The 20,353-nt window shown below is 59.3% G+C and carries 17 protein-coding genes; 7 read left to right on the top strand and 10 right to left on the bottom strand.

Annotated elements, in window-relative coordinates; genetic code table 11:
* The gene (locus IG629_RS10920) at nt 1-888 is read left to right on the top strand and encodes an NAD-dependent epimerase/dehydratase family protein (RefSeq protein ID WP_193171982.1); all 888 of its coding nucleotides are present in this window, start codon (nt 1-3) and stop codon (nt 886-888) included.
* A complete protein-coding gene (locus tag IG629_RS10915) occupies nt 881-1,537 on the top strand; it encodes a class I SAM-dependent methyltransferase (protein WP_193171981.1) in 657 nt (218 codons plus the stop codon). Before IG629_RS10920 ends, IG629_RS10915 begins: the two co-directional genes overlap by 8 nt.
* 3 nt (nt 1,538-1,540) lie before the next feature.
* Here the strand turns inward: IG629_RS10915 and IG629_RS10910 are convergent, their stop codons facing one another.
* The 6 genes from IG629_RS10910 to IG629_RS10885 form a co-directional block, all read right to left on the bottom strand.
* Nucleotides 1,541-2,593 carry an alpha-ketoacid dehydrogenase subunit beta gene (locus tag IG629_RS10910; RefSeq protein WP_193171980.1) on the bottom strand — a complete coding sequence of 351 codons (1,053 nt, stop codon included), beginning with the start codon at nt 2,591-2,593 and terminating at the stop codon, nt 1,541-1,543.
* 13 nt (nt 2,594-2,606) lie between these two features.
* Nucleotides 2,607-3,611 carry a thiamine pyrophosphate-dependent dehydrogenase E1 component subunit alpha gene (locus IG629_RS10905; RefSeq protein WP_193171979.1) on the bottom strand — a complete coding sequence of 335 codons (1,005 nt, stop codon included), beginning with the start codon at nt 3,609-3,611 and terminating at the stop codon, nt 2,607-2,609.
* Between the two features lie 2 nt (nt 3,612-3,613).
* Nucleotides 3,614-4,606 carry a GDP-mannose 4,6-dehydratase gene (locus IG629_RS10900; protein WP_193171978.1) on the bottom strand — a complete coding sequence of 331 codons (993 nt, stop codon included), beginning with the start codon at nt 4,604-4,606 and terminating at the stop codon, nt 3,614-3,616.
* Nucleotides 4,607-4,687: 81 nt separating this feature from the next.
* Nucleotides 4,688-5,701 carry an NAD-dependent epimerase/dehydratase family protein gene (locus IG629_RS10895; protein WP_193171977.1) on the bottom strand — a complete coding sequence of 338 codons (1,014 nt, stop codon included), beginning with the start codon at nt 5,699-5,701 and terminating at the stop codon, nt 4,688-4,690.
* A 45-nt stretch (nt 5,702-5,746) separates the two neighbouring features.
* Nucleotides 5,747-6,499 carry a transaldolase gene (locus IG629_RS10890; protein WP_193171976.1) on the bottom strand — a complete coding sequence of 251 codons (753 nt, stop codon included), beginning with the start codon at nt 6,497-6,499 and terminating at the stop codon, nt 5,747-5,749.
* Nucleotides 6,499-7,083 carry an SIS domain-containing protein gene (locus IG629_RS10885; protein ID WP_193171975.1) on the bottom strand — a complete coding sequence of 195 codons (585 nt, stop codon included), beginning with the start codon at nt 7,081-7,083 and terminating at the stop codon, nt 6,499-6,501. Before IG629_RS10885 ends, IG629_RS10890 begins: the two co-directional genes overlap by 1 nt.
* A gap of 217 nt (nt 7,084-7,300) precedes the next feature.
* Between IG629_RS10885 and IG629_RS10880 the strand changes: the two genes are divergently transcribed.
* Complete coding sequence (locus tag IG629_RS10880; RefSeq protein WP_193171974.1) at nt 7,301-8,932, top strand: carbamoyltransferase family protein; 1,632 nt, start codon at nt 7,301-7,303, stop codon at nt 8,930-8,932.
* A gap of 62 nt (nt 8,933-8,994) precedes the next feature.
* Here the strand turns inward: IG629_RS10880 and IG629_RS10875 are convergent, their stop codons facing one another.
* Nucleotides 8,995-9,777 carry a phytanoyl-CoA dioxygenase family protein gene (locus IG629_RS10875; RefSeq protein ID WP_193171973.1) on the bottom strand — a complete coding sequence of 261 codons (783 nt, stop codon included), beginning with the start codon at nt 9,775-9,777 and terminating at the stop codon, nt 8,995-8,997.
* Between the two features lie 124 nt (nt 9,778-9,901).
* Nucleotides 9,902-10,801 (bottom strand): NAD-dependent epimerase/dehydratase family protein, encoded by a 900-nt coding sequence (locus IG629_RS10870; protein ID WP_193171972.1) that lies wholly within the window; start codon nt 10,799-10,801, stop codon nt 9,902-9,904.
* A 205-nt stretch (nt 10,802-11,006) separates the two neighbouring features.
* Here IG629_RS10870 and IG629_RS10865 point away from each other — a divergent pair, with 205 nt between their 5' ends.
* From IG629_RS10865 to IG629_RS10850, 4 genes are all read left to right on the top strand, one after another.
* Complete coding sequence (locus IG629_RS10865) at nt 11,007-11,900, top strand: SDR family oxidoreductase (protein WP_193171971.1); 894 nt, start codon at nt 11,007-11,009, stop codon at nt 11,898-11,900.
* Between the two features lie 83 nt (nt 11,901-11,983).
* Nucleotides 11,984-13,201: an adenylate/guanylate cyclase domain-containing protein gene (locus IG629_RS10860; RefSeq protein ID WP_193171970.1), complete on the top strand. Its 1,218-nt coding sequence runs from the start codon at nt 11,984-11,986 to the stop codon at nt 13,199-13,201.
* Nucleotides 13,202-13,394: 193 nt separating this feature from the next.
* Nucleotides 13,395-14,678, top strand: a complete 1,284-nt coding sequence (locus IG629_RS10855) for an FAD-dependent oxidoreductase (RefSeq protein ID WP_193172118.1) — start codon at nt 13,395-13,397, stop codon at nt 14,676-14,678.
* 353 nt (nt 14,679-15,031) lie between these two features.
* Nucleotides 15,032-15,868 (top strand): hypothetical protein, encoded by an 837-nt coding sequence (locus IG629_RS10850; protein ID WP_193171969.1) that lies wholly within the window; start codon nt 15,032-15,034, stop codon nt 15,866-15,868.
* Here IG629_RS10850 and cobO read toward each other — a convergent pair.
* Nucleotides 15,865-16,515: a cob(I)yrinic acid a,c-diamide adenosyltransferase gene (cobO, locus tag IG629_RS10845; RefSeq protein ID WP_051284933.1), complete on the bottom strand. Its 651-nt coding sequence runs from the start codon at nt 16,513-16,515 to the stop codon at nt 15,865-15,867. The two genes, IG629_RS10850 and cobO, sit on opposite strands and share 4 nt — an antisense overlap.
* A gap of 50 nt (nt 16,516-16,565) precedes the next feature.
* Nucleotides 16,566-20,324 carry a cobaltochelatase subunit CobN gene (gene cobN, locus IG629_RS10840; RefSeq protein WP_193171968.1) on the bottom strand — a complete coding sequence of 1,253 codons (3,759 nt, stop codon included), beginning with the start codon at nt 20,322-20,324 and terminating at the stop codon, nt 16,566-16,568.
* Nucleotides 20,325-20,353: the final 29 nt, after the last annotated feature.

Genomic DNA, 20,353 nt, shown 5'->3' with positions numbered 1-20,353 from the left:
ATGCTGAAACATCTGAACGAGACCGATGTACTTCCGGGACGTGTTGCGGTTATCGGCGGGGCTGGTTTCGTCGGTGGAGCGGTGGTCGGGGCGCTGGAGAAGGAGGGCGTTGCGGTCGCTTCCATAGGCCGGTCCGATGTCGATCTTCTTGCCACTGATGCAGCGAATAAACTGGCCGGATTGCTTGAGCCGGGCGATACGGTTGTCTTCGTTTCCGCGATGGCTCCGGTGCGGAATACCGCCATGTTGCGCGACAACATGACGATTGTTGCCAACGTCATCGAGGCGCTCCGCGCGAAGGTGCCAGCGCACCTGATCAATGTCAGCTCCGACGCGGTCTATCGCGATGTGCTCTACCCGATGTCAGAAAGTGCCGCCGCCGAGCCCGCCAGCCTGCATGGGGCCATGCATCTGGCCCGGGAGGTTGCGCTTGCGGCGGAACTCGATGTGCCGCTCGGCATCATCCGGCCGACCCTGATTTACGGGGCGTCCGATCCGCATAATGGCTATGGCCCGAACCGCTTCATGCGGCTTGCGACAGCTAATGAGGAAATCAGGCTTTTCGGAGAGGGCGAGGAGCGGCGGGATCATGTCCTTGTCGATGACGTTGCAGACCTGATCCGGCGGATGGTGCTTCGCCGCAGCACCAGTGTGATCAATGCCGCGACCGGCGACGTTCACGCGTTCAGGGAGATCGCAGAAACCGTGGTCCGGCTGTCAGGCTCAAAGAGCGCGGTGATCGGTCAGCCGCGGCAGGGCGCCATGCCGCATAATGGCTACCGGGCATTCGATCCGGCCAATGTGGCCCGTGCTTTTCCGGACTTCCGATTCACGCCGCTTGAAGACGGTCTGAAAAAGACGCTGACGAGCGGGATGCGCGATGCCTGAGATCGATCTCCTGCGCGCATTGCCGAAGACCAAGCGGAACCTGCAGCAACGCACTGTCGGCAAAGACCCAGAAGTGATTCGGCTCTCCAAGCAGTTTGGAGAGCATTATTTCGACGGGCCGCGAGAGTGCGGGTATGGCGGATACCGATATGACGGACGGTGGCAGCCGGTCGCCCGGGATATCGTCGCGCATTACGGATTGAAGCCGGGCATGCGGGTACTCGATATCGGCTGCGCCAAGGGTTTTCTGGTCAAGGATCTGCTCGATGCCTGTCCCGGACTTGAGGTTTACGGCCTCGATATCTCGGAATATGCCCTGAAGCATTGCCCGCCGGAGGTGGTCGGGCGGCTGCATCTGGGGAATTGCGAGGCTTTGCCATTCCCTGACGGGAGCTTCGATCTTGTGCTGGCGCTGGACGTGATTCACAACCAGAAGCGGGACGGTGTGATCCGGGCGCTCCGCGAGATCGGCCGGGTCGGCAAGGGGAAAGCCTTTGTCCGTGTGGATTCCTACCACACGCCAGAGCAGAAAGCCGTGTTCGAGGACTGGGTGTTGACGGCCGAGTTCCATGACTACCCGGATGGCTGGCTCGCGCTTTTCAAGAAAGCCGGCTACCAGGGCGATTGGGCCTGGACGATTATCTCGTGAATGTCAGTAAGGTCCGGTGAAGCTCGGGTCCGGCACGTCGTGCCATTTGCCGGTCTCAGGTTCCGTGAACTGGAGTTTAGCTCCGAGGGTTGCCGCCGCCGCTTCCGCGATATGGATGGCACGTGGGTAGAAATGCTCGCTCAGGGCCGGTGATGTCGGCGTCGGCACGGAGGGCAGGCCGACCCGGCGCGGTGCGGATTTCAGGCTCTCTGATGCGCCCTCGACAGCGGCGCAGACGATCTCTGCGCTGATGCCAAATTCGGCCGTACCTGTGTCGGCAACAACCAGCCGACCGGTTTTGCGGACACTCGCGACAATGCTTTCCCGGTCCAGCGGCGTGATGGTGCGCAGGTCCAGAACCTCGGCATCGATCCCGGCATCGGCCAGCATTTCCGCGGCCCGCAGGGCAAGCAGGCTGGCATAGGATGCGGCCACGATGGTGACGTCCTTGCCCGGCCGCATGATGCGGGCCTTGCCGATCGGGGTCTCGTACATTTCTTCCGGTACGGCGCCGCTGACACCGTAGAGCCAGCGATGCTCTATCGAAATGACCGGCGCGTCGTCACGCACGGCCGAGATCAGCATGCCTTTCGCGTCATGCGCCGTCGTCGGCATGATGACTTTCAGGCCGGGAATATGCGCGAACCAGGCCTGCAGGGCCTGCGAGTGCTGAGGGCCCTGGCCCCAGCCCTGGCCGATGATCATCCGCACCGTCAGCGGCGCCCGCATCTTGCCGCCATACATGTAGTGCCATTTGGCTGCCTGATTGACGAGCGGCTCCATGGAGAGCACCGCGAAATCGACCCGCATATGCACCATGATCGGCCGCATGCCGTTGCTGCTGGCGCCCAGAAGCATGCCGGTCATGGCGTTTTCGGAGGAGGGCATGTCGAGCACTCGGTCCGGGCCGTAATCGTCGATCAGATTCTTGGTGGTGCCGAAGACTCCGGTCGGGCCGGGCACGCCCAGCCCCATGACGACAACATCCCGGTCGCTTTCCAGGCATTGCGCCTGGGCTTCGCGCAGGGCTTCGAAATATTTGATTTCCCTGGTCATCGCGCGGCGCCCGTCATTCCGGATATACGTGGCGGAAGAGTTCTTCCGCCTCTGGGAAGGGGCTGTTCTGGGCGGCAGTGAAGGCGGCTTCGATCTCTTTGTGAAGCGTCTCTTCCTCGCTCTCCAGCCAGGCCTGATCGACAGAGCCATCCTGGATCAACCGGTCGCGATACGTGTCGACCGGGCAGCGGGCCTTCCAGCTTTCCAGCTCCTCGGCGCTACGGTAGCCGAGATGGGTATCATCGAGCGGGCCGCAATGTTCCATCCAGCGATAGGTGTGGAATTCAAGCAGCGTCGGGCCGCCTCCGTTCCGGGCCTTGTTCACGGCATAGTCCGCAAGCCGCCAGACCGCTTCCACGTCGTTCCCGTCACCATCGAAGCTCTCCATTCCATTGGGAGGCCCAAGGCGGCGCACGGTCTGGTTCTCCGGCTGGCGGGTCTCCAGCGACGTGTGTACGGAATAGAGATTGTTCTCGCAGACGAAGACGATCGGCAGCTTGTTCACACCGGCGAAGTTCAGGGCTTCGTGAAAGGCGCCTTCCTCGGTGGAGCCGTCGCCGAAATAGATCACGATGACGCGGTCCTCACCGCGCCGCCGCGCGGCCCAGGCATCCCCCACACCGACCGAAATCGTGCTGGCGAGGATCGGCGCGGAGCAGATAAAGCCGGCATCGAGGTCGATCAGATGCTGGCTGCCGCCTTTGCCGACCGCGCAGCCGTCGGACTTGCCGTAGATCTCCGCGATCATCGCCGGCATGTCGCCGCCTTTGGCCAGGTAATGGCCGTGGCTGCGATGGGCGCTATAGACGTGATCCTGCTTTTGCAGATGCGCGGAGATGCCGGTTGGCGGCGCTTCCTGCCCGATACAGATATGCACCGGGCAACGCATTTCCTGCTCGGTATAGCGGTCGACGATGGCTTCTTCGACACGGCGCGTTCGCAGCATGGAGCGATAGAGCTCCCGCCGGACATCAATCTCCGGACGGGTGTTTCCGCCGATTGCAGCTTTCGGCGTCATGCTCATCCTCGCAGCGTGTAGCCGGTCGGCCAGTCCTTGATCTGGTCCCAGTAGGTGTCGGCCCACGCGACCATTTCGGCGAGGCCCTGTTCCCAGCCAATCTCCGCTTCCCAGCCGACATCGCGCTTGATGGCGCTGCTGTCGAGCCAGTAGCGGGAATCCTGTCCGAGACGCTCACCGGCAACCTCGCAGATCTCCTCGAACGGTTTGCCAAGCGCATCGGCACAGAGCTCGACGACGCGGCGGATTGATGTCGGCTCGGCGGAACCCGCATTATAGACGGTGCCGAGCGGCGCCTTTTCTGCAACCAGATGGATGGCGCGACCGAGATCGCGGGCATGGATGTAGGATTTCTCGGCCTTGCCGCCGCCATGCAGGGGAAGTTTCTCCCCTTTCTTGGCCATCACGATTGTCCGCGGGATGACCCGGTGCAAAAGCTGGCCGGGACAATAGGCATTGCAGGGCCGGATGATGTTCATCGGGAAGGACAGATGCTTCGAGACGGCCATCAGATGCAGGTCGAAAGCGGCTTTCGACGCCGAATAGGGGCTGGACGGACGGATCGGGTCGTCCTCCTTGGCCGCATGCTCGACCGAGCCGTAAAGCTCGGACGTGCCGATCTGGATGAAGCGCTCAAGGTAGTCGCGTTTGGCCAGTTCCTCGGTCAGGTGCGAAAGGCCGACGCAGTTGGTCTCGAAGAAGCGCCACGAATGTTTCCAGGAGACCGCGCCTTCGCCTTGCGCGGCGAAGCAGACGATGACGTCCGGCTTTTTCTCGTCCAGCAGCTCGAGCAGAAGGTCGAGCTCATAGGTGATATGGCGCGCGTGGTATTCGTATTTCGGGTGGCTTTCGATATCGAGCGAGAAAGGCTCCGGGCGCAACGGGTTGCGGCCGATGCCGATCACTTTCTTCGGGTCGGCATTGTCGAGCAGGTATTTCGCGGCATGGATGCCGAAGCTGCCGCCGCCGCCGAGAATTGCATATGTCTTCGTCATTATCTCGCTGCTCTTTGTTTGCCGAGAATCACCTGACCCGGAGCTACCCTGCGGCAGCTCCGGAATATCAGCAGGTCAGGATCAGGACGCGTTGATCGCCTTGAGCCTTTTGACATTGTAGTAGAAATCATCGGTCATCGGCTCGGGCAGCTTGTCCGCCTTGAACGCTTTGACGAGATCGCGGACGGCATCCTCGATGGAGTGTTCCGGGCGGAAGCCGAGCTTGTCCGCGATCTTGTCGGAATTGATGTGATAGGAGCGGTTGTCGTCGCTCGGCGTGGTAACGAGCTCGATATCCCCAAGCTCCGGCATTTCCTGCTCGACCACCTTCTTGACGATCCTGGCGATATCCATGATCGACTGGTTCTGGTAGCCGGCATTGAAGGTCTCGCCGGCGATTTTCTCGTCCTCGACCTCAAGCAGCATCTTGTAGAGATTGCACATGTCCTGAATGTGCAGGTTCGGGCGCAGCTGGTCGCCGCCGAACACGGTGATCTTGCCGTTATTGATGGCATGGTTGGTCAGGATATTGACCGAGAGGTCCAGACGCTGACGCGGGCCATAACCGCAGACCGTGGCCGGGCGGATGGTCACGCAGACGAAGTCCGGGCTCTGGTGCTTGAACAGCAGCGGCTCGCACATGCCCTTGAACTTGTTGTAGAGGGTCAGCGGTAGCAGGGGGTGATCCTCTTTCACGTCAGGCTGGTCGGAGACGCCATAGACGGAACTGGAGGAGGCATAGACGAAACGCTTCACGCCAGCCGCCTTGGCGGCGATCACCATCGGCTCGAAGGCATCGAAATTGATGGTCTCGCTCAGCGATTCATTGAGCTCGAAGCTGGCATCGTTGGAGATGCAGGCAAGGTTGATCACCGCATCGCAGCCCTTGAGGGCTGCTGACAAAGCCGCCGTGTCGCGGATGTCGCCTTTGACGGAGGTCAGCTTGGGATCGTTCTTCGGCAGAAAGTCATCACCGAAGAATTGAATGTCGTAGGAGACGACTTCGTAGCCCTGATCCAGCAGTTGGGGGATCAGCAGGCTTCCCACATATCCGGCCCCACCCGTAACCAGGACCTTCTTGAATCGATTTGCCAACGGGTTCACTCCCCTGAATTTGTCTGCTTCAGACCGATTAAAATTCTAGTCGGTGACAATACTGTATCCAGCCGACGTTGCGTCATCGAAGAACATCTTCACCGTCTCAAGTGAGAATGCATCCAGATCCTTGCCGATATTAACCAGCTTCGTCAGTAGATCATCCGTAACCGTGATGATGTCACAGCCGGCTGTATCGGCTTGGAACAGGTTGAGTACTTCGCGCGGGCTTGCCCAGAGCAGTTTCGCCGCCGGTTTGTCACCGAGAATGCTCTTGCAGTGCTGCATGACGGGCACCGGGTCGCAGCCGGTATCGGCGATACGTCCGGCGAAGACGGAGACGATGGCGGGTGTGTCGGCATGTAAAGCCGCACTGACAGCCTGGACCTGCGCCGCAGTCATGATGGCTGTTACATTTACCGAAATTCCCTCGGCGGACAGCAAACGGATCAGCGACGCTGCGGACTCGCCTTTGGTGTTGGTAACCGGGATCTTGACCGAAACATTGCTTCCCCAGGATGCAATCCGTCGGGCCTGTTTCTCCATTGTCGCGAAATCGTCAGCGAATACCTCAAAGCTGATCGGCCGGCCATCGACCAGAGCGAGGGCGTCCTTGGCGAAGCGCTCATAGTTCTGGATACCACTCTTGCGCATGAGGGTTGGATTCGTCGTGAAACCTTTGATCAAAGGATCCTTGGCGCGCGCCGCGATGGTCGCAAGGTCGGCCCCGTCTGCATAGACCGCGACGGAAAGGCCGGAAACGGAAACCGGGGCGAGGAAGGATTTGCGCTCTGACATCACCATGTGGTCTCGGCGATTTGCAATTCCGGGTGACTTACAAGGGCGTGCCAAATCACAGACTGAAACGCCTCTGAAATCGGAGTGACCAGGTTCGGGTCAACCTGCGGAACAATGATTGCGTGGGTGCTGTGCTGTGCCGCGTGGCCCTCATCGCGCCCGACAATTGAACAGATCGCCATGCCGCGCTGGCGTGCCAGATCGATCGCATGCACCAGATTCATCGAAACGCCTCGTTCCGCATCGCCGCCACCGACGGAGAATATCAGCAGCGCATCCTCGGCCCGTGCCCGGCTGGTCTTGAGCCACTCGCGAAAAACGGTTTCCCATCCTTCGTCGTTGGTGCGGGCGGTGAGTTCGGAAACATTATCGGTCGGGGCGTAGGCTTCGATGCCGCAGAGTTTGCGGAAATCGTTCACCGCATGACTTGCATTTCCGGCGCTGCCGCCGACGCCAAGAATGAACAGGCGTCCGCCGCCGTCACGAACGCGCTTCAGCGTCAGTGCCATGTCCTCAATCGCTGCCGGATCAAGCGATCGGCAAACCTCGCCCGCCAGTTCAAGGAAACGCTGAATATGCGGCAAACCTATCTCCAAGCAGCCGTTTCGTATCCAAAGTGGGAAAGCGAGACCGCATGCGTTTTCCCAGACCCGGAAAGGCAATGCAAGTTTCAAGCCGCAAGCCCTCTATAATAAGTCTCGGAGATCGGCTCAGGCATCGACGACAAGATCAGAGTGGTGTTTCTGTGTTCCTGAATGCAGAATCCGGCATGTCAAACGTTCGAAGCGGAAGCAGCGCTAAGTGAATATCCTGGGGATACATGGAGGCGTCACGCTCAATCAGCATGATGCCGGCGCTGCGCTGATTTGCGACGGCAAGGTCGTGGCCGCCATTGAGGAAGAGCGCATTCTTCGCATGAAGGGGGCATACGGCCAGATACCGATCCGCGCCATCTCCGCGTGCCTCAAGCATGCCGGGCTCACGATGCAGGACATCGATGGGATCGTTCATCCGGGCGAAACCTATGACGATATGCCCGGGCGCATTCGCGATTATATCACTTATTATTTCGGCCATTGCCCTCCGGTGGAGATGATCAATCACCAGATGGCGCATCTCGCTTCCGCCTACTACCACGCACCGGCCGACGACACCTTCGTGCTGTCCTACGACGCCTATGGCGACCGTCTCAGCGGCGCATACGGAATTGCGGATTCCGAGAAGGGCATCGAGATGCTGGGCTCGTTCCCGAATTCGAATTCTCTCGGCATGTTCTACGCAACGATGACGTCCTATCTCGGATTCATGCCGGGCGAGGACGAGTTCAAGGTCATGGGGTTGGCGGCCTACGGCAAAGAGAAATACGACCTGACGGTTTTCGCCAAGCCGACTGCGGACGGCTATCTGATCGATCCTGACTTTATCCGCAGCGATCCCGCGCCGAAATCTCGTCTGGAGCCCTATTACAGCCAGAAGCTCGTCGACTTTCTGGGTGAGCCGCGGCGTCTTGGTGACCCGATCGACGAGCGCTTGATGGATGTCGCCTTTGCCACGCAACAGGCGCTTGAAGCCTGCGCGATTTCGGTCGTCGAGATGATACAGAAAAAAACCGGCCGGTCCCGGCTGGCTTTGGCTGGCGGCGTCGGTCTGAATTGCTCGGCAAATCTGAAACTCGACCAGTTGCTGTCTCTCAGTGATCTCTTTGTTCAGCCCGCTTCATCCGACCGTGGTCTGGCGCTTGGATGCGCTTACCATGGCGCTTTTGCCGCCGGTGATCGTCCGCAGCCTCTTTCGGACGTTTATCTCGGCCCGTCTTCCTCTGCTGCGGACGATACGATCAAGGCTGCTCTTGATCTGACCGGCACGGCATTCCGTGAGAGCGATGCGCCGGAAGAAGAGGTGGCGCGCTGGCTCGCCGAAGGAAAGATTGTCGGCTGGTTCCAGGGGCGCTCCGAGTTCGGCCCGCGGGCGCTGGGAAATCGTTCTATCCTGGCGGATCCGCGCAGCGTGGAGATGAAGGATGAGGTCAATGCCCGTGTGAAGTTCCGTGAGGAATTCCGCCCGTTCGCTCCGGCGACGCTTGAGGAAGAGGCATCCACTCTTTTCGAGATGTCCAAGCCTTCGCCATACATGACAAAGGCATTCCCGGTTCTGGAAGAGAAGAAAGCCGTTCTGGGAGGCGTCACCCATCTGAACGGGACGGCGCGTGTGCAAACAGTCTCTGCCGAGAGCAATCCGAGGTTCCATGCCGTCATCAAGACTTTTGCGAATGAAACAGGCGTCCCGTCCGTGATGAACACAAGCTTTAACATCAAGGGGCAGCCGATTGTCGAGACGCCGCTGGAAGCGATTTCTACCTTTGCCTCGACCGGCCTGGATGCGCTGGTGATGGGCAATTTCATTGTCGAGAAAGCGCGCGCACCGCGAACCTAGGGCTCTTCATCGTATCCGGTTCAAAGAATGAGCAGCCTATCTTGCTTTGTCATACCGGGAAGCTATCCGAGCCGGGTCCACATTTTACCTTGGGACGCGAAGTTACCAAGATCCTCGTCGATCTTGCCGTACGGCAGCACGCGAAAGTCGAGACTGAAGCGGATGTCTGTGCTCTCGTTGCTTGCTGCGCCGTGAATCAGATTGGTATCAAAGATCACATAGTGATCTTCGGGCAGAGAGATTCGCTTGATGTTCGAAAAATCAACGCCTCCCGTGATGGTTTTTACATCATAAAGCAGTCCGATTTTGTGGCCTGACGAATGTTTTGCAACCGTGTTGCTCTTTTCGCCTTCATTTATAGTTTCTATATTCGCGTCCGGAATGTTCTGGCTTTCAGGGACGTACTGTAAACTATTGGAAGGTGTTACATTTAGTAATGGAATCCAAATGTTGACCCCATATTTCATGTTTTCATTCCAGAATGATTCTCTGTGAAATCCAACATTTTCCTGAATGCTTTTTTTATTTGGGCGCGTCGCTCGAAGATATGAAATTCTGGTGACTGAAAAATCGCTATTTTGAAGAATATTTTCGATCCTCTGTTTTTCAAGGCGACAAAATTCAGTCGTAAAAGAGAGAGCGTTTATTTCATCTTGCGCTTCGGCAACGATCGACCGGTAGGTCTCATCGTCCATCGACGTGTAGTATTTCGCCGGTTCAGGAAAACAGCGATTTACCCGTGTGCGAATATCTGAAAGCAAGCGACTGCTTGCCTCATGCATCCGAAAAGAAAAAATCCCGGATCTCTTGTACTCGGCGATCTGTTCCTGACTGAGTTCAAGCATGTCTGATGCCACATTAATTTGAAGGGATCTTTTAATGACGCCCGAATGGCCTGCTGATGCCGTTTTCAATAACACGGTGATGACGCCCGGAGCACATTAATCGATCTCGGCAGAGGGGCGCATTCTAAGCGTCTTGAGCGAAGTCCCGCGTAAATTGCCTGATTGTTTCTATTATACTGCGGGGCCGGTAGCCCAATTGTGTAGCGGCGGAATTGTCAATTCCGAACGGCGGTTGGTCGCAGGGCGAAATTTTCAGCCTGGACCTTGAACTGAGATCGCTCCGCATCTGATGCAGCATTTCTGTGAGGTCCGGACCGGGGGTGGATCCGATTGGTGCTCTAACGTCTGCTGGCAAACTGTCCATCGCGGCAAGTTCGACGAAGAACTGCGCTACGTCTGATGCCAGGACGGCGTTGTTGAATCTGAAGTCCGGCGAGGAGTAGGTCAGATCTTCATTCTGTATCAGGCGCTGCGCCACGCGGACAAGCCAGTTTTCCGGGTGGGCACGGCGTCCCAGAACTGCAGGAAGCCTGACTGAAATAACAGAAGCGACTTGCGGCGCGTCGGCGAGGAGCTGCTCCGCCAGCAGCTTGGCTGCTCCATATTCTGATGGAGATACTGGCGCCGTCTCTGCGGAAATCAGTCCACCATCCGGTTTTCCATACACTGAGGTACTTGAGGCATTCACGATCGAAAAGACGTTCGAGGCGCGGCAAATGGCAAGGACGTTTTGCGTGATCCGGCTGTTGATTTCAGCGCCGTGCGCGCCGTCTCCCGACGTCATGCGGTCGAAAGCAAGGTGAATGATTGTGTGCGCGCTGTTCGACGGCGGGGACCACTCCTGTCCGGGCGCGGACAGATCGATCTCGACTGGTTTAATCCTCGCGGATAGTCCGTACCGTCTGCATGTGGCTGTCGCCCATCGGGAAAGGGCGAAAGTGTCTATCCCTTCCGCATCAAGGGCCTTGAGCACATATTCGCCCAGAAACGATCCGGCACCGGTCAGGATAACGGGTGTGGTCACTATTGTGGTCCCGGAATAATGTCCGTTGTCGTGGCGGACTCGATAGCGAGAGGCATGAAGGCTGAGACTTCAGACACCGGTACGGAATTGAGCTGATTGTTTAGAATCATAATTTGGGTCAGTACGTTATCCTGATCAAGATAAACCGCACTCTCGCCACTCGGGTGAGGGTGCCTGCTGGACGTGAGCCAAGGAATTTTCCGACATGCCTACTCCATCCGATCTTGCCCCGGGACACCTGTTCTGTTTCGGCCTTGGCTATACCTGCCGCCGTCTGGCGCTACGACTTCTGAAACAGGGATGGCGCGTTTCGGGAACCACCCGGTCCGGGCAGGGTGCCGATACCCTAAGGCAAGACGGTATTGAAGCCTGGGTCTTTAACGGCAGTGCGGGGGATACGCTCGACAAGACGGCTTTTGCGGATGTGACGCATGTCGTCGCTTCCATTCCTCCGGGGGCAGAAGGAGATCCTGCTTTAGTTTGGCAGCCTGACTGGATTTCGCATGCACCGTCGCTTCGTTGGGTTGGCTATCTCTCTACGCCTGCTGTCTATGGTGACCGTGGCGGCGCTTTTGTGCATGAGGATGACGACCCTAATCCCGGCTCCGGGCGCGGAGAAAGACGCCTTGCGGCGGAGCGTGCATGGGTCTCTGCGTTCGAGAAGACAGACGTCTCCATTCAGGTGTTCCGGCTCTCCGGGATCTACGGGCCCGGCCGGAGTGCTATAGACCAGATGCGCAGCGGCAAGGCGCGGATCATCGACAAGCCGGGACAGGTCTTCAACCGCATACATGTCGACGATATCGGAACCATATTGATGGCCTCGATGCAGCAGCCGAACCATGGCCGGATTTACAATGTGGCGGATGATGAAGCCTGCCCCAGCGGGGATGTCATCCGCTATGCGGCGACGCTTCTGGGGATGGATCCGCCGGAGCCGATCCCGTTCGATAGCGCGGAGCTGTCTCCGATGGCGCGGTCGTTCTATTCCGAGTGCAAGAGGCTCGATACCACGCGGATCAAATCCGAACTCGGCGTTGAGCTGGCATACCCCACCTACCGGGAGGGATTACAATCGATCCTTCGGGTTGGGATGTAGCGTCCGATTATAGAGCCGGCTTTAAACAAGGCTGACGCAAAAGTGCCTTGCCGCGGAGCCACTTCCGCCCCATTTACCCGCGCATGAAAACAATCACCGACCGCCCGGCGGCTCCGCCGTCGATCCTCAGCGCCGAGGATATGCTGACCGCGCGCGAAATTTCGGACTGGTTGCTGCAGGTCTCCCGCGAGGGCCGCGATCTTGGCCGGCTCTGGGACGAGTTCTGCCATCGTCTGGCGCTGGCCGGTGTGCCAGTGGAACGCGGCACGGCGATCCTGATGGTGCTGCATGCGGTCAAGGAAGGCGTGCATTGCGAGTGGCGCATGGGGCAGGGAGCTGAGGTCAAGCCCTGGCACTATGCTCCGGGCAACGCGCAGATCTATCAGGAAAGCCCGCTTCGTCTGGTGCACGAGACCGGGAGCTGGCTGCATCGGTTCATCGACGATGACAGCGCGGCCGAGTTTCCGATCCTCGCCGATCTCAAGGCGCTGGGTTACACGGATTATCTCTGCGTGCCGATCATCTTCGCCAACGGCATGCGGAATGCCCTGACTTTCGCCAGCCGCGAGCCGAAAGGTTTTTCCGAGCGGGACATCGCCTTGCTTCAGCAGATCATGCCGACGGCGAAAATCGTGCTGGAACTGATGTCCGTCTATCGCAGCATGGACGATGTGCTTGCCATGTATGTCGGCCGCGAGCCCGGCGGCCGCATTCTCGCCGGAGAGGTCCGGCGCGGCGTGGTCAACAAGATGGAGGCGGCGATCCTCGTTGCGGACATGCGGGACTTCACGCTGTTGTCCGACCGGCTCGGGGACAAGCAGACGGTGGAGCTGCTGGATGCCTATTACGACTGCATCATCCCGCCGATCCTGAAACATGGCGGCGAGGTACTGAAATTCACTGGCGACGGGATTTTGGCGATCTTCCAGGATGCGTCGGGGGTCGGGGAATGCCAGCTCTGCCGCGGTGGCGCTCTTGAGGCCGCGATAGAAGGGCAGGCCTGCCTCGATGCGCTCGACACATCGCAATGGGGTGAGGATGTCGAGGTCAAGGCGGGCGTTGCCCTGCATCATGGCAAGGTAGCCTTCGGCAATGTTGGCTCCGGCGAGAGACTGGATTTCACGGTGATCGGCAAGGACGTGAACCTTGCCGCCCGGCTCGGCGCCAAGTGCCGCACCCTGCACGAGCCGATCCTGATGTCGAAGACCTTTGCCGACTGCCTGCCGGTTCCTGTCCGCAAACTTGGCGATTTCAGTCTGCGCGGTCTGCCCGGCACGCAGGATGTCTACGTGCCGGCGTAAGTGCCTCGAACGGTAAAGACACGGGGTTGCCCCTTGTGTGCTCTCTTCCTATAGACTTGCGGGGATGGCTGGTCCCGGCAAGGGACCGCTGGCGCGTGAAGAGGATCGCCCAATTGTCTCCGAGCCCAGTTTTCTCGACACCTGATATCAAAACCGCACCGGTGATGCCTGCGGAGCCGGCTGTATAGTGACGATGTGTGACGATACGGGGCAAAGCGCCAGAACGGCCATCGTCGTCGGCGGCGGAATCACCGGATGTGCGACCGCTCTCGAGCTGACCCGTCTCGGTTTCCAGGTCACGCTTTATGAGGCCAAACCGCTGCTTGGCGGTATTTTGCGTGACCTTGAGAGTGACGGGCGCTGGTATTTCAACGGCTGCCAGTATCTGCGCACGGAACAGGCGTGGCACAAGGCTTTGCCGGACGCTTTGCAAGGCAGTCTCTACAGGTTCGCACATTATCAGGGCTCCTACACCGATCTCGGTTTCGGTCCCGTCTCGCATGAGGATTTCGAATCGCCGGTTTTCGATGCTCCGCCGGATGGTCTTGCAGATCTTGAGACCTACCGAGCATGCTCCAGTCTGGCGGACCGGATGCGCTGCTATCCACCGGCGATCGGAGAGGCCGTGCTTGGATGGCTCAGACATCTCGGAGCCGCCCCGGAAGCGATCGATGCGGGGAATTCCTATTACGTTCAGGTGAGCCGTCTTTACCTGCGCGGCGACGACAAAAAGATCGATGTTCTCAAGGCCAGCTCGCCCGTTGCAGACGATCTGCTTGGCTTGCCGCGGACTGTCCGGGGCGAGGGAAGGCCTATCGGCAGTCTGCCAATCGATGGCTACAATGCATTCTTTGATGTGTTCGAAAGCATTCTGACCGAGGCAGGCGTCGTTATTCGCACAGGCCAGCCGGTCGTGCCGCGGTTCGAAGATGACGCCGCAATTTTGAAGCTGCGGGGCGAGACCCTGCGGCCGGATCTGATCGTCTGGGCAGCTAACCCGACCCCGGTGATCGCCGCCGCCGGATTGGGGCGTCTTGACGACCCCTTTATCGATATCACTGTAAGTGCGGGCAGCATCTCCGGCCCCGGGCTTCCGGCCGATCCCCACTATATGCAGGTCTACAGCACCGGCAGCCCGGTCACGCGGATTTTCAGCTATCCGCGCGAGGGCGGGCACTGCGTCACGGTGGAGCATATGCCGGATGGGCGGAGCCTGCCGGATTTGCAGACGCATGTGCAGGAGATCTGCAAATCCTTCTATGGCGACGTCCGGATCGAGATCGTGGTCCAGCAGCCGCAACGCCGGCATATCTTCTTCTCACCGGAGGACGGAGCGCGGTTCGATGCATTCCGGGAGCTCTGCACGACGCGCTATGTTAATTTCGTCGACGGTGCGTGGGAGAGCTACGCCCGCGATCCGAAGATCAATCGGATCGTATCGACCCTGCGGGCACGACTGCCTCTGCTGCCTTCCTAGAACTCGATCCCGGCCTGCGCCGTGAATCTCTGGCGGAAGGGGGGCTTGATCTGGGTCATCTCGGTGGGATCGCCTTCGGCAATGTTGGCTCTGGCAAGCGGCTTTGCTTCACCACTATCAACAAGGATGTGAAGCTGGTCTCACGGCTCAGCGCCAAGTGCTGTAGCCTGCACAGGCCGACCCTAATGTTAAAAATCGTCGCGTAATCACCCGATTTGCATGTTTATCGAAATGTCTAATGTTTACAGTTTGCTAGTGGCTTATCGACTCGGCGGTAACTTGTTCTCTTGTTGATGTTTTGATACAACTATAACTCAACAATTTTCTAAAAATTTTAGTTTTGGTGGCAAATTTTGGAAGAGAGAGAAGAAGAGGGGGTAGAAAGTATTGAGCCGACGCCGTCATATTTTCGAGCAAAAAGGAATGTTGTTTTAAGTTCATCTCTTTTAATTATAAGTATAATTATTGGGATAAAATCTAGCTCGGATGGAAAGGTTACTATTTTTCCAATAGTTCTTGAGGATTGGAAATTTATTGATGAAATTTTATGTGCAATAACAGCGTATTTTTTTCTACAGACAATTATATATTGGGCTGCGCAAGGGTATTTTGTAAGGAATTCAAATCAGTATAGGTACGATTTTTATCTTTCTGTTTCAGTATCGTGTGTTGCATTTTTTATATATTTTGTGAAAGTCATTTTGTATGTGTTTGATTTTCTGAGAGGTTTTTTGCTTGAGTTTGATTCGTATTTCTATGACGTTGCGCGACAAATTCTATCGAGCGATTTTACGGCCATTGTAATTGGTGCCGCCGCTCCAGTGACGGCTATAATTACTGCGCGATATATTATTCAATATATCCAAAGAAATAAAAGTCTTCAAATCTGGGAGCATGAATCGTTAAATAATTTACTTATAAGCGAAAAGTGGATTCTTCATTTCAACCCTATTAGTGCGGCGGGAGAAAAAGAAATAAGCTTTGAGCCAAACGGAAAAATAGGAGTTGGTGCAAACCAAAATGAGGCCACGTGGCGATTGCGCGGTGCTGCACTTGAAATACTAAATTCGGATAATAAAATTTTTAGTCGATTTTTCTACGATCCCGAGGTTGAAATATTTCAACACACGAATGACGATGACACACTTTCTTTGTCTTCCCAGTGGATCGAAAAGAATCGGCCTTCCTAGAACTCGATCCCGGCCTGCGCCTTGAAGCCCTGGCGGAAGGGGTGCTTGATCTGGGTCATCTCGGTGACCAGATGGGCCGCCTCGATCAACTCTTCCTTGGCGTTCCGGCCGGTGACGATGACATGCAGGTCCGGGCGCTTGTTCTTCAGGGTTTCGACGACTTCCTCAAGCGGCAGGTAATCGTAGCGCAGGACGATGTTCAGCTCATCCATCAGCACCATGTCGATGTCCGGGTCCGCCATCAGTTCCTTCGCCTGCTCCCAGGCGGCACGGGCGGCGGCAATGTCGCGATTCAGGTCCTGGGTGTCCCAGGTGAAGCCTTCCCCCATGGTGCGGATGGAAATCTGATCGGCGAAGGCTTCCAGCACCTTGCGCTCACCGGTCTCCCACTTGCCTTTGACGAACTGCACGACGCCGACATTCATGCCATGGCCGAGGGCCCGGCAGACCATGCCGAAGGCGGCTGTGCTCTTGCCTTTGCCTTTGCCGGTATGGACGATCAGCAGGCCGCCGGTTTCGGTCTTGGTGGCCATGATCTTGTTCCGGGCGGCCTTTTTCTTCGCCATCTTCTCGGCGTGACGTGCGGCCTTTTCCGGATCTATTCCAGCTTCCGGCTCGCTGCCTGCCTCGATATTTTCGTCGCTCATGTTCTCGCTCCCTCTTGCCGTCCATCATGGCACCCGGCAACCCACGTGGGTCAACCAGCCAATGCCGTCAATTCCTCATGCGCCGCGTTCCGGCGCGGACGCCATAACCCGCGATCCAGTGCTTCCCTGAGCTTCGCCGCCATCTCCTTCAGCGCGGCCGGATTGTGCCGCTCCAGGAAGGTGCGGACCTCGTCATCGCCGAGATAGGCGTCGAACACGGCATCGAAATGATGATCACCGACGCAGCGCGCGGTGGCGGCGAAGGCGAACATGTAATCGACGGTGGCGGCCATTTCGAAGGCGCCCTTGTAGCCGTGCCGCATCACGCCCGCGATCCATTTCGGATTGACCACACGGGCGCGGACGACACGCGCGACCTCTTCCTCGAGTGAGCGGATACGAGGTTGTTCGGGCCGGGAATGGTCGTTGTGATAGACCGTCGGTTGGGCACCCGAAAGATGCCGGATGGCGGCGGTGATGCCGCCCTCGAACTGGTAGTAATCGTCACTGTCGAGCAGGTCGTGCTCGCGGTTGTCCTGATTGTGCAGCACCAGCTCCACATCTTTCAGACGCGACTCGAAAAGCGCGTGCGCGGCCTCGCCCTCGGCGCCCTGCCCATAGGCATAGCCGCCCCAGGCAACATAGGCGTTTGCGAGGTCTTCCTCGTTTTCCCAGAGCTGCTCGTCGATCATTGCCTGCAGGCCGGCGCCATAGGCTCCGGGCTTTGAGCCGAAAACGCGATAACCCGCCTGCTTCTCCGCCGCCTCCCGACTGGCGCCTGCGTTCACGAAGGCGTCCGCGTCGGCCTTGTAGCGTGCCGCGAGCGGGTTCTGTGCTGCCGGTTCGTCCAGCTTTGCGACCGCACGGGCGGCGCTGTCCAAGAGGTCGATCTGGAACGGGAAAGCGTCGCGGAAGAAGCCGGAGACCCGGAAGGTGACATCGATACGTGGCCGGTCGAGCACGGAGGTGGGCAGGATCTCGAAACCGGTGACGCGGCCACTGGCGACGTCCCATTCCGGCTTCACACCCATCAGGGCGAGGGCCTGGGCGATATCGTCGCCGCCGGTCCGCATGTTGGCGGTGCCCCAGGCGGAGATCGCCAGCCGCTCGGGCCAGGCGCCGTTCTCCTGCCGGTAGCGTTCGAGCAGCAGGGAGGCCGATTTCCAGCCGAGTTGCCAGGCGGCCGGGGTTGGCACCGCGCGGGTATCGACGGAATAGAAATTCCGGCCCGTCGGCAGCACATCCGGCCGTCCGCGTGTCGGCGCGCCGGAGGAGCCGGGAGCAACGAAGCGCCCGGCGAGGCCGGTCAGCAGGCCCGCGCGTTCCGTATCGCCGCAACTTGTGACGGTCGGGCGGAGATGAGTGTCGACCGCTTCCAGCACGGCGCCGGTGCGCTCCCATTCGGGCGCGGCTTCCCGGCGCCCGGCGATGAGATCGTGCGCCAGCAGTTCCAGCCGCTCCACGGTGTCACCATGGGTTCGCCAGAACTGGTCATCAACAGCGGCAAGCGCGTCCGGGCGTGCTCCTTCCCAGGGCGCGCCCATATCGGCGGCCAGAGGGTCGAAAGGCTCACCATCCAGCTCAAGCCCGAGGTCACGTGCCAGCGCCCGTTGCAGGGAAGCGTCTCCGCCCTCGCCCTGGCCACGCGGCACGCGGACCAGCGCGGTCAGCAGATCGTCCAGCAGGCGGCCTTCCGGTGCGGCACCGAAGATGTGCAGCCCGTCCCGGATCTGCAGTTCCTTCAACTCGCACAGATAACCGTCCAGCCGGTTCAGTTTCTCCGCCTCGCCGTCCCGGTCGGAGAGGCCGAGATCCTTGTCGAGACCGATGGAGGCCATCTTCTCCAGGATCTGCTCCGACAGGAGTTTCAGGCGGCGCGGATCGACCCCGGCGGCCTGATAATATTCGTCTACCAGCGCTTCCAGTTCCTTCAGCGGGCCGTAGCTCTCGGCCCGGGTCAGCGGCGGTGTCAGATGGTCGATGATGACGGCGGCGGAGCGGCGTTTCGCCTGCGTTCCCTCGCCCGGATCGTTGACGATGAAGGGATAGAGATGCGGCATCGCACCGAACACGGCCTCGGGATAGCAGCTCTCGGACAGGGCCAGCGATTTGCCCGGCAGCCATTCCATGTTGCCGTGCTTGCCCATATGGACGACGCCATGGGCGCCGAACTGCTCGCGCAGCCAGATATAGAAGGCGAGATATCCGTGTGGCGGGACCAGGTCCGGGTCGTGATAGCTCGCCGTCGGGTCGATATTGTACCCACGCGCGGGCTGGATGCCGACGAGCACGTTGCCGAGGGAGAGGACCGAAAGCCGGAAGGCATCGCCGGAGACGAAAGGATCGCTTTCGGGTGGCCCCCAGCGTTCCTCGATCTCGGTGCGGACAGTCTCCGGGAGCCTTGCGTAGGCCAGCTTGTAATCGGCAAGTGACAGCAGCGCGCCGCCCTTGCGGGAGGCCCGGTCGGAGAGATCGTTTGTCGGCCCGACGGAGAGCCGGCCGATCAGGGCATCGCCGTTGATCGGGATATCGCGCACGCCGTACCCGGCCTCGGCCAGCGCCCGCAGCACGGTGACGGTCCCGGCCGGGGTGTCCAGCCCGACGCCGTTGCCGAGCCGCCCGTCCTTGTTCGGGTAATTGGCCAGCACGATCGCCAGCTTGCGCTTTTTCGCATCGGTAGCGCGCAGGCGGGCCCACGCCGCCGCGAGCTTCGCCGTGAAGGTGATACGATCCGGCACTGGCTCATAGGTGACGAGGGAGCATTCAGTCGCTTCATCCCGGCGGGCTTCCGCCTTGAAGGAGACGGCGCGGGCCAGCACCCGGCCGTCGACCTCCGGCAGGGCCACGTTCATGGCGATATCGCGGGCGGAAAGGCCGTTGGTCGAGGTTTCCCAATTCTCCCGGTTGCCGCCGGAAAAGATCACCTGCAGCACCGTGCAATCGCCACCATCGAATGGGGTTTCGGTCCCTGGTGCGCCCGGTTTGGAGACCGCAAATCCGGTGGCGTTCAGGATCACGCCCGGCGGTGCCTGTTCGATGGCACCACGCACAAGACCGGCGGAGACCGGGTCCTTCAGGCTGGAGGCAAAGATTGGTACCGGGGCCAGACCCTCAGACCGCATCGCCTCGATCAATGCATCCACCGGAGCCGTGTTGCCGGCCTGTACGAGTGCCCGATAAAAGACGATAGGCGCCGGATGCGCGCCGGGTTCAGACGCGGCCAGTACCTCTTCCAGAGACGGATGAGCCATGCCGGGCAGGTAATATCCCGCCTTTGGCAGAGGTGCCGGCTCACGCCACTCGGTTTCCGTTCCGATCAGGCTGGCGGCGAAACGGATGACCTCGGCGGCATTGCCGATCCCGCCCTCGATCATGTAGCGCCAGAGCCGCTGTGTTGCAGCGGTATCGAGGCTGCCATACCCGGTCAGCTCCGGGTCCGGCTGATCGTCACCGGGCAGGAAGGCGAGCGGGATCTTTTTCTTCCGGCAGATCGCTGCGAGCTGCTCGACGCCATAGGGCCAGTACCCGGTGCCGCCGATCACCCGGACCACGATCATCTTGGCGTGGACGGCCATCTCTTCGACATAGAGGTCAACGGAGAGATTGTGCCCGAGCTGCATCAGGTTCGCCAGCCGCAGGCTGGGGAACGGTCCATCGTGGTCCGCCGTGACCTGAGCATAGCCTTGCGCGAGGCAGGCGAGTTCGGTGTCCGCCGCGCTCAGGAACAGGATGTCGCCCGGCGTCTGGCCGAGATCGACAGCTTCGCTGCCGTCCGTGACCGAGCCGGGAGTTGCCGCGAGGAGATGCATGGAGCCTCCGCCTTGTGCGGTTCGGTGGA

Origin of the sequence: Nisaea nitritireducens (assembly GCF_014904795.1) — a bacterium.
Classification (GTDB): domain Bacteria; phylum Pseudomonadota; class Alphaproteobacteria; order Thalassobaculales; family Thalassobaculaceae; genus Nisaea; species Nisaea nitritireducens.
This window is presented reverse-complemented; position numbering and strand designations above follow the sequence as displayed.

Excerpts from the sequence above, each read along its gene's own strand:
- IG629_RS10865 (WP_193171971.1), top strand. The coding sequence starts at position 11,007 with ATGCCTACTCCATCCGATCTTGCCCCGGGACACCTGTTCTGTTTCGGC.
- IG629_RS10915 (WP_193171981.1), top strand. The coding sequence starts at position 881 with ATGCCTGAGATCGATCTCCTGCGCGCATTGCCGAAGACCAAGCGGAAC.
- IG629_RS10875 (WP_193171973.1), bottom strand. The coding sequence starts at position 9,777 with ATGCTTGAACTCAGTCAGGAACAGATCGCCGAGTACAAGAGATCCGGG.
- IG629_RS10860 (WP_193171970.1), top strand. The coding sequence starts at position 11,984 with ATGAAAACAATCACCGACCGCCCGGCGGCTCCGCCGTCGATCCTCAGC.
- IG629_RS10905 (WP_193171979.1), bottom strand. The coding sequence starts at position 3,611 with ATGACGCCGAAAGCTGCAATCGGCGGAAACACCCGTCCGGAGATTGAT.
- IG629_RS10900 (WP_193171978.1), bottom strand. The coding sequence starts at position 4,606 with ATGACGAAGACATATGCAATTCTCGGCGGCGGCGGCAGCTTCGGCATC.
- IG629_RS10890 (WP_193171976.1), bottom strand. The coding sequence starts at position 6,499 with ATGTCAGAGCGCAAATCCTTCCTCGCCCCGGTTTCCGTTTCCGGCCTT.
- cobN (WP_193171968.1), bottom strand. The coding sequence starts at position 20,324 with ATGCATCTCCTCGCGGCAACTCCCGGCTCGGTCACGGACGGCAGCGAA.
- IG629_RS10920 (WP_193171982.1), top strand. The coding sequence starts at position 1 with ATGCTGAAACATCTGAACGAGACCGATGTACTTCCGGGACGTGTTGCG.
- IG629_RS10855 (WP_193172118.1), top strand. The coding sequence starts at position 13,395 with ATGTGTGACGATACGGGGCAAAGCGCCAGAACGGCCATCGTCGTCGGC.
- IG629_RS10910 (WP_193171980.1), bottom strand. The coding sequence starts at position 2,593 with ATGACCAGGGAAATCAAATATTTCGAAGCCCTGCGCGAAGCCCAGGCG.
- cobO (WP_051284933.1), bottom strand. The coding sequence starts at position 16,515 with ATGAGCGACGAAAATATCGAGGCAGGCAGCGAGCCGGAAGCTGGAATA.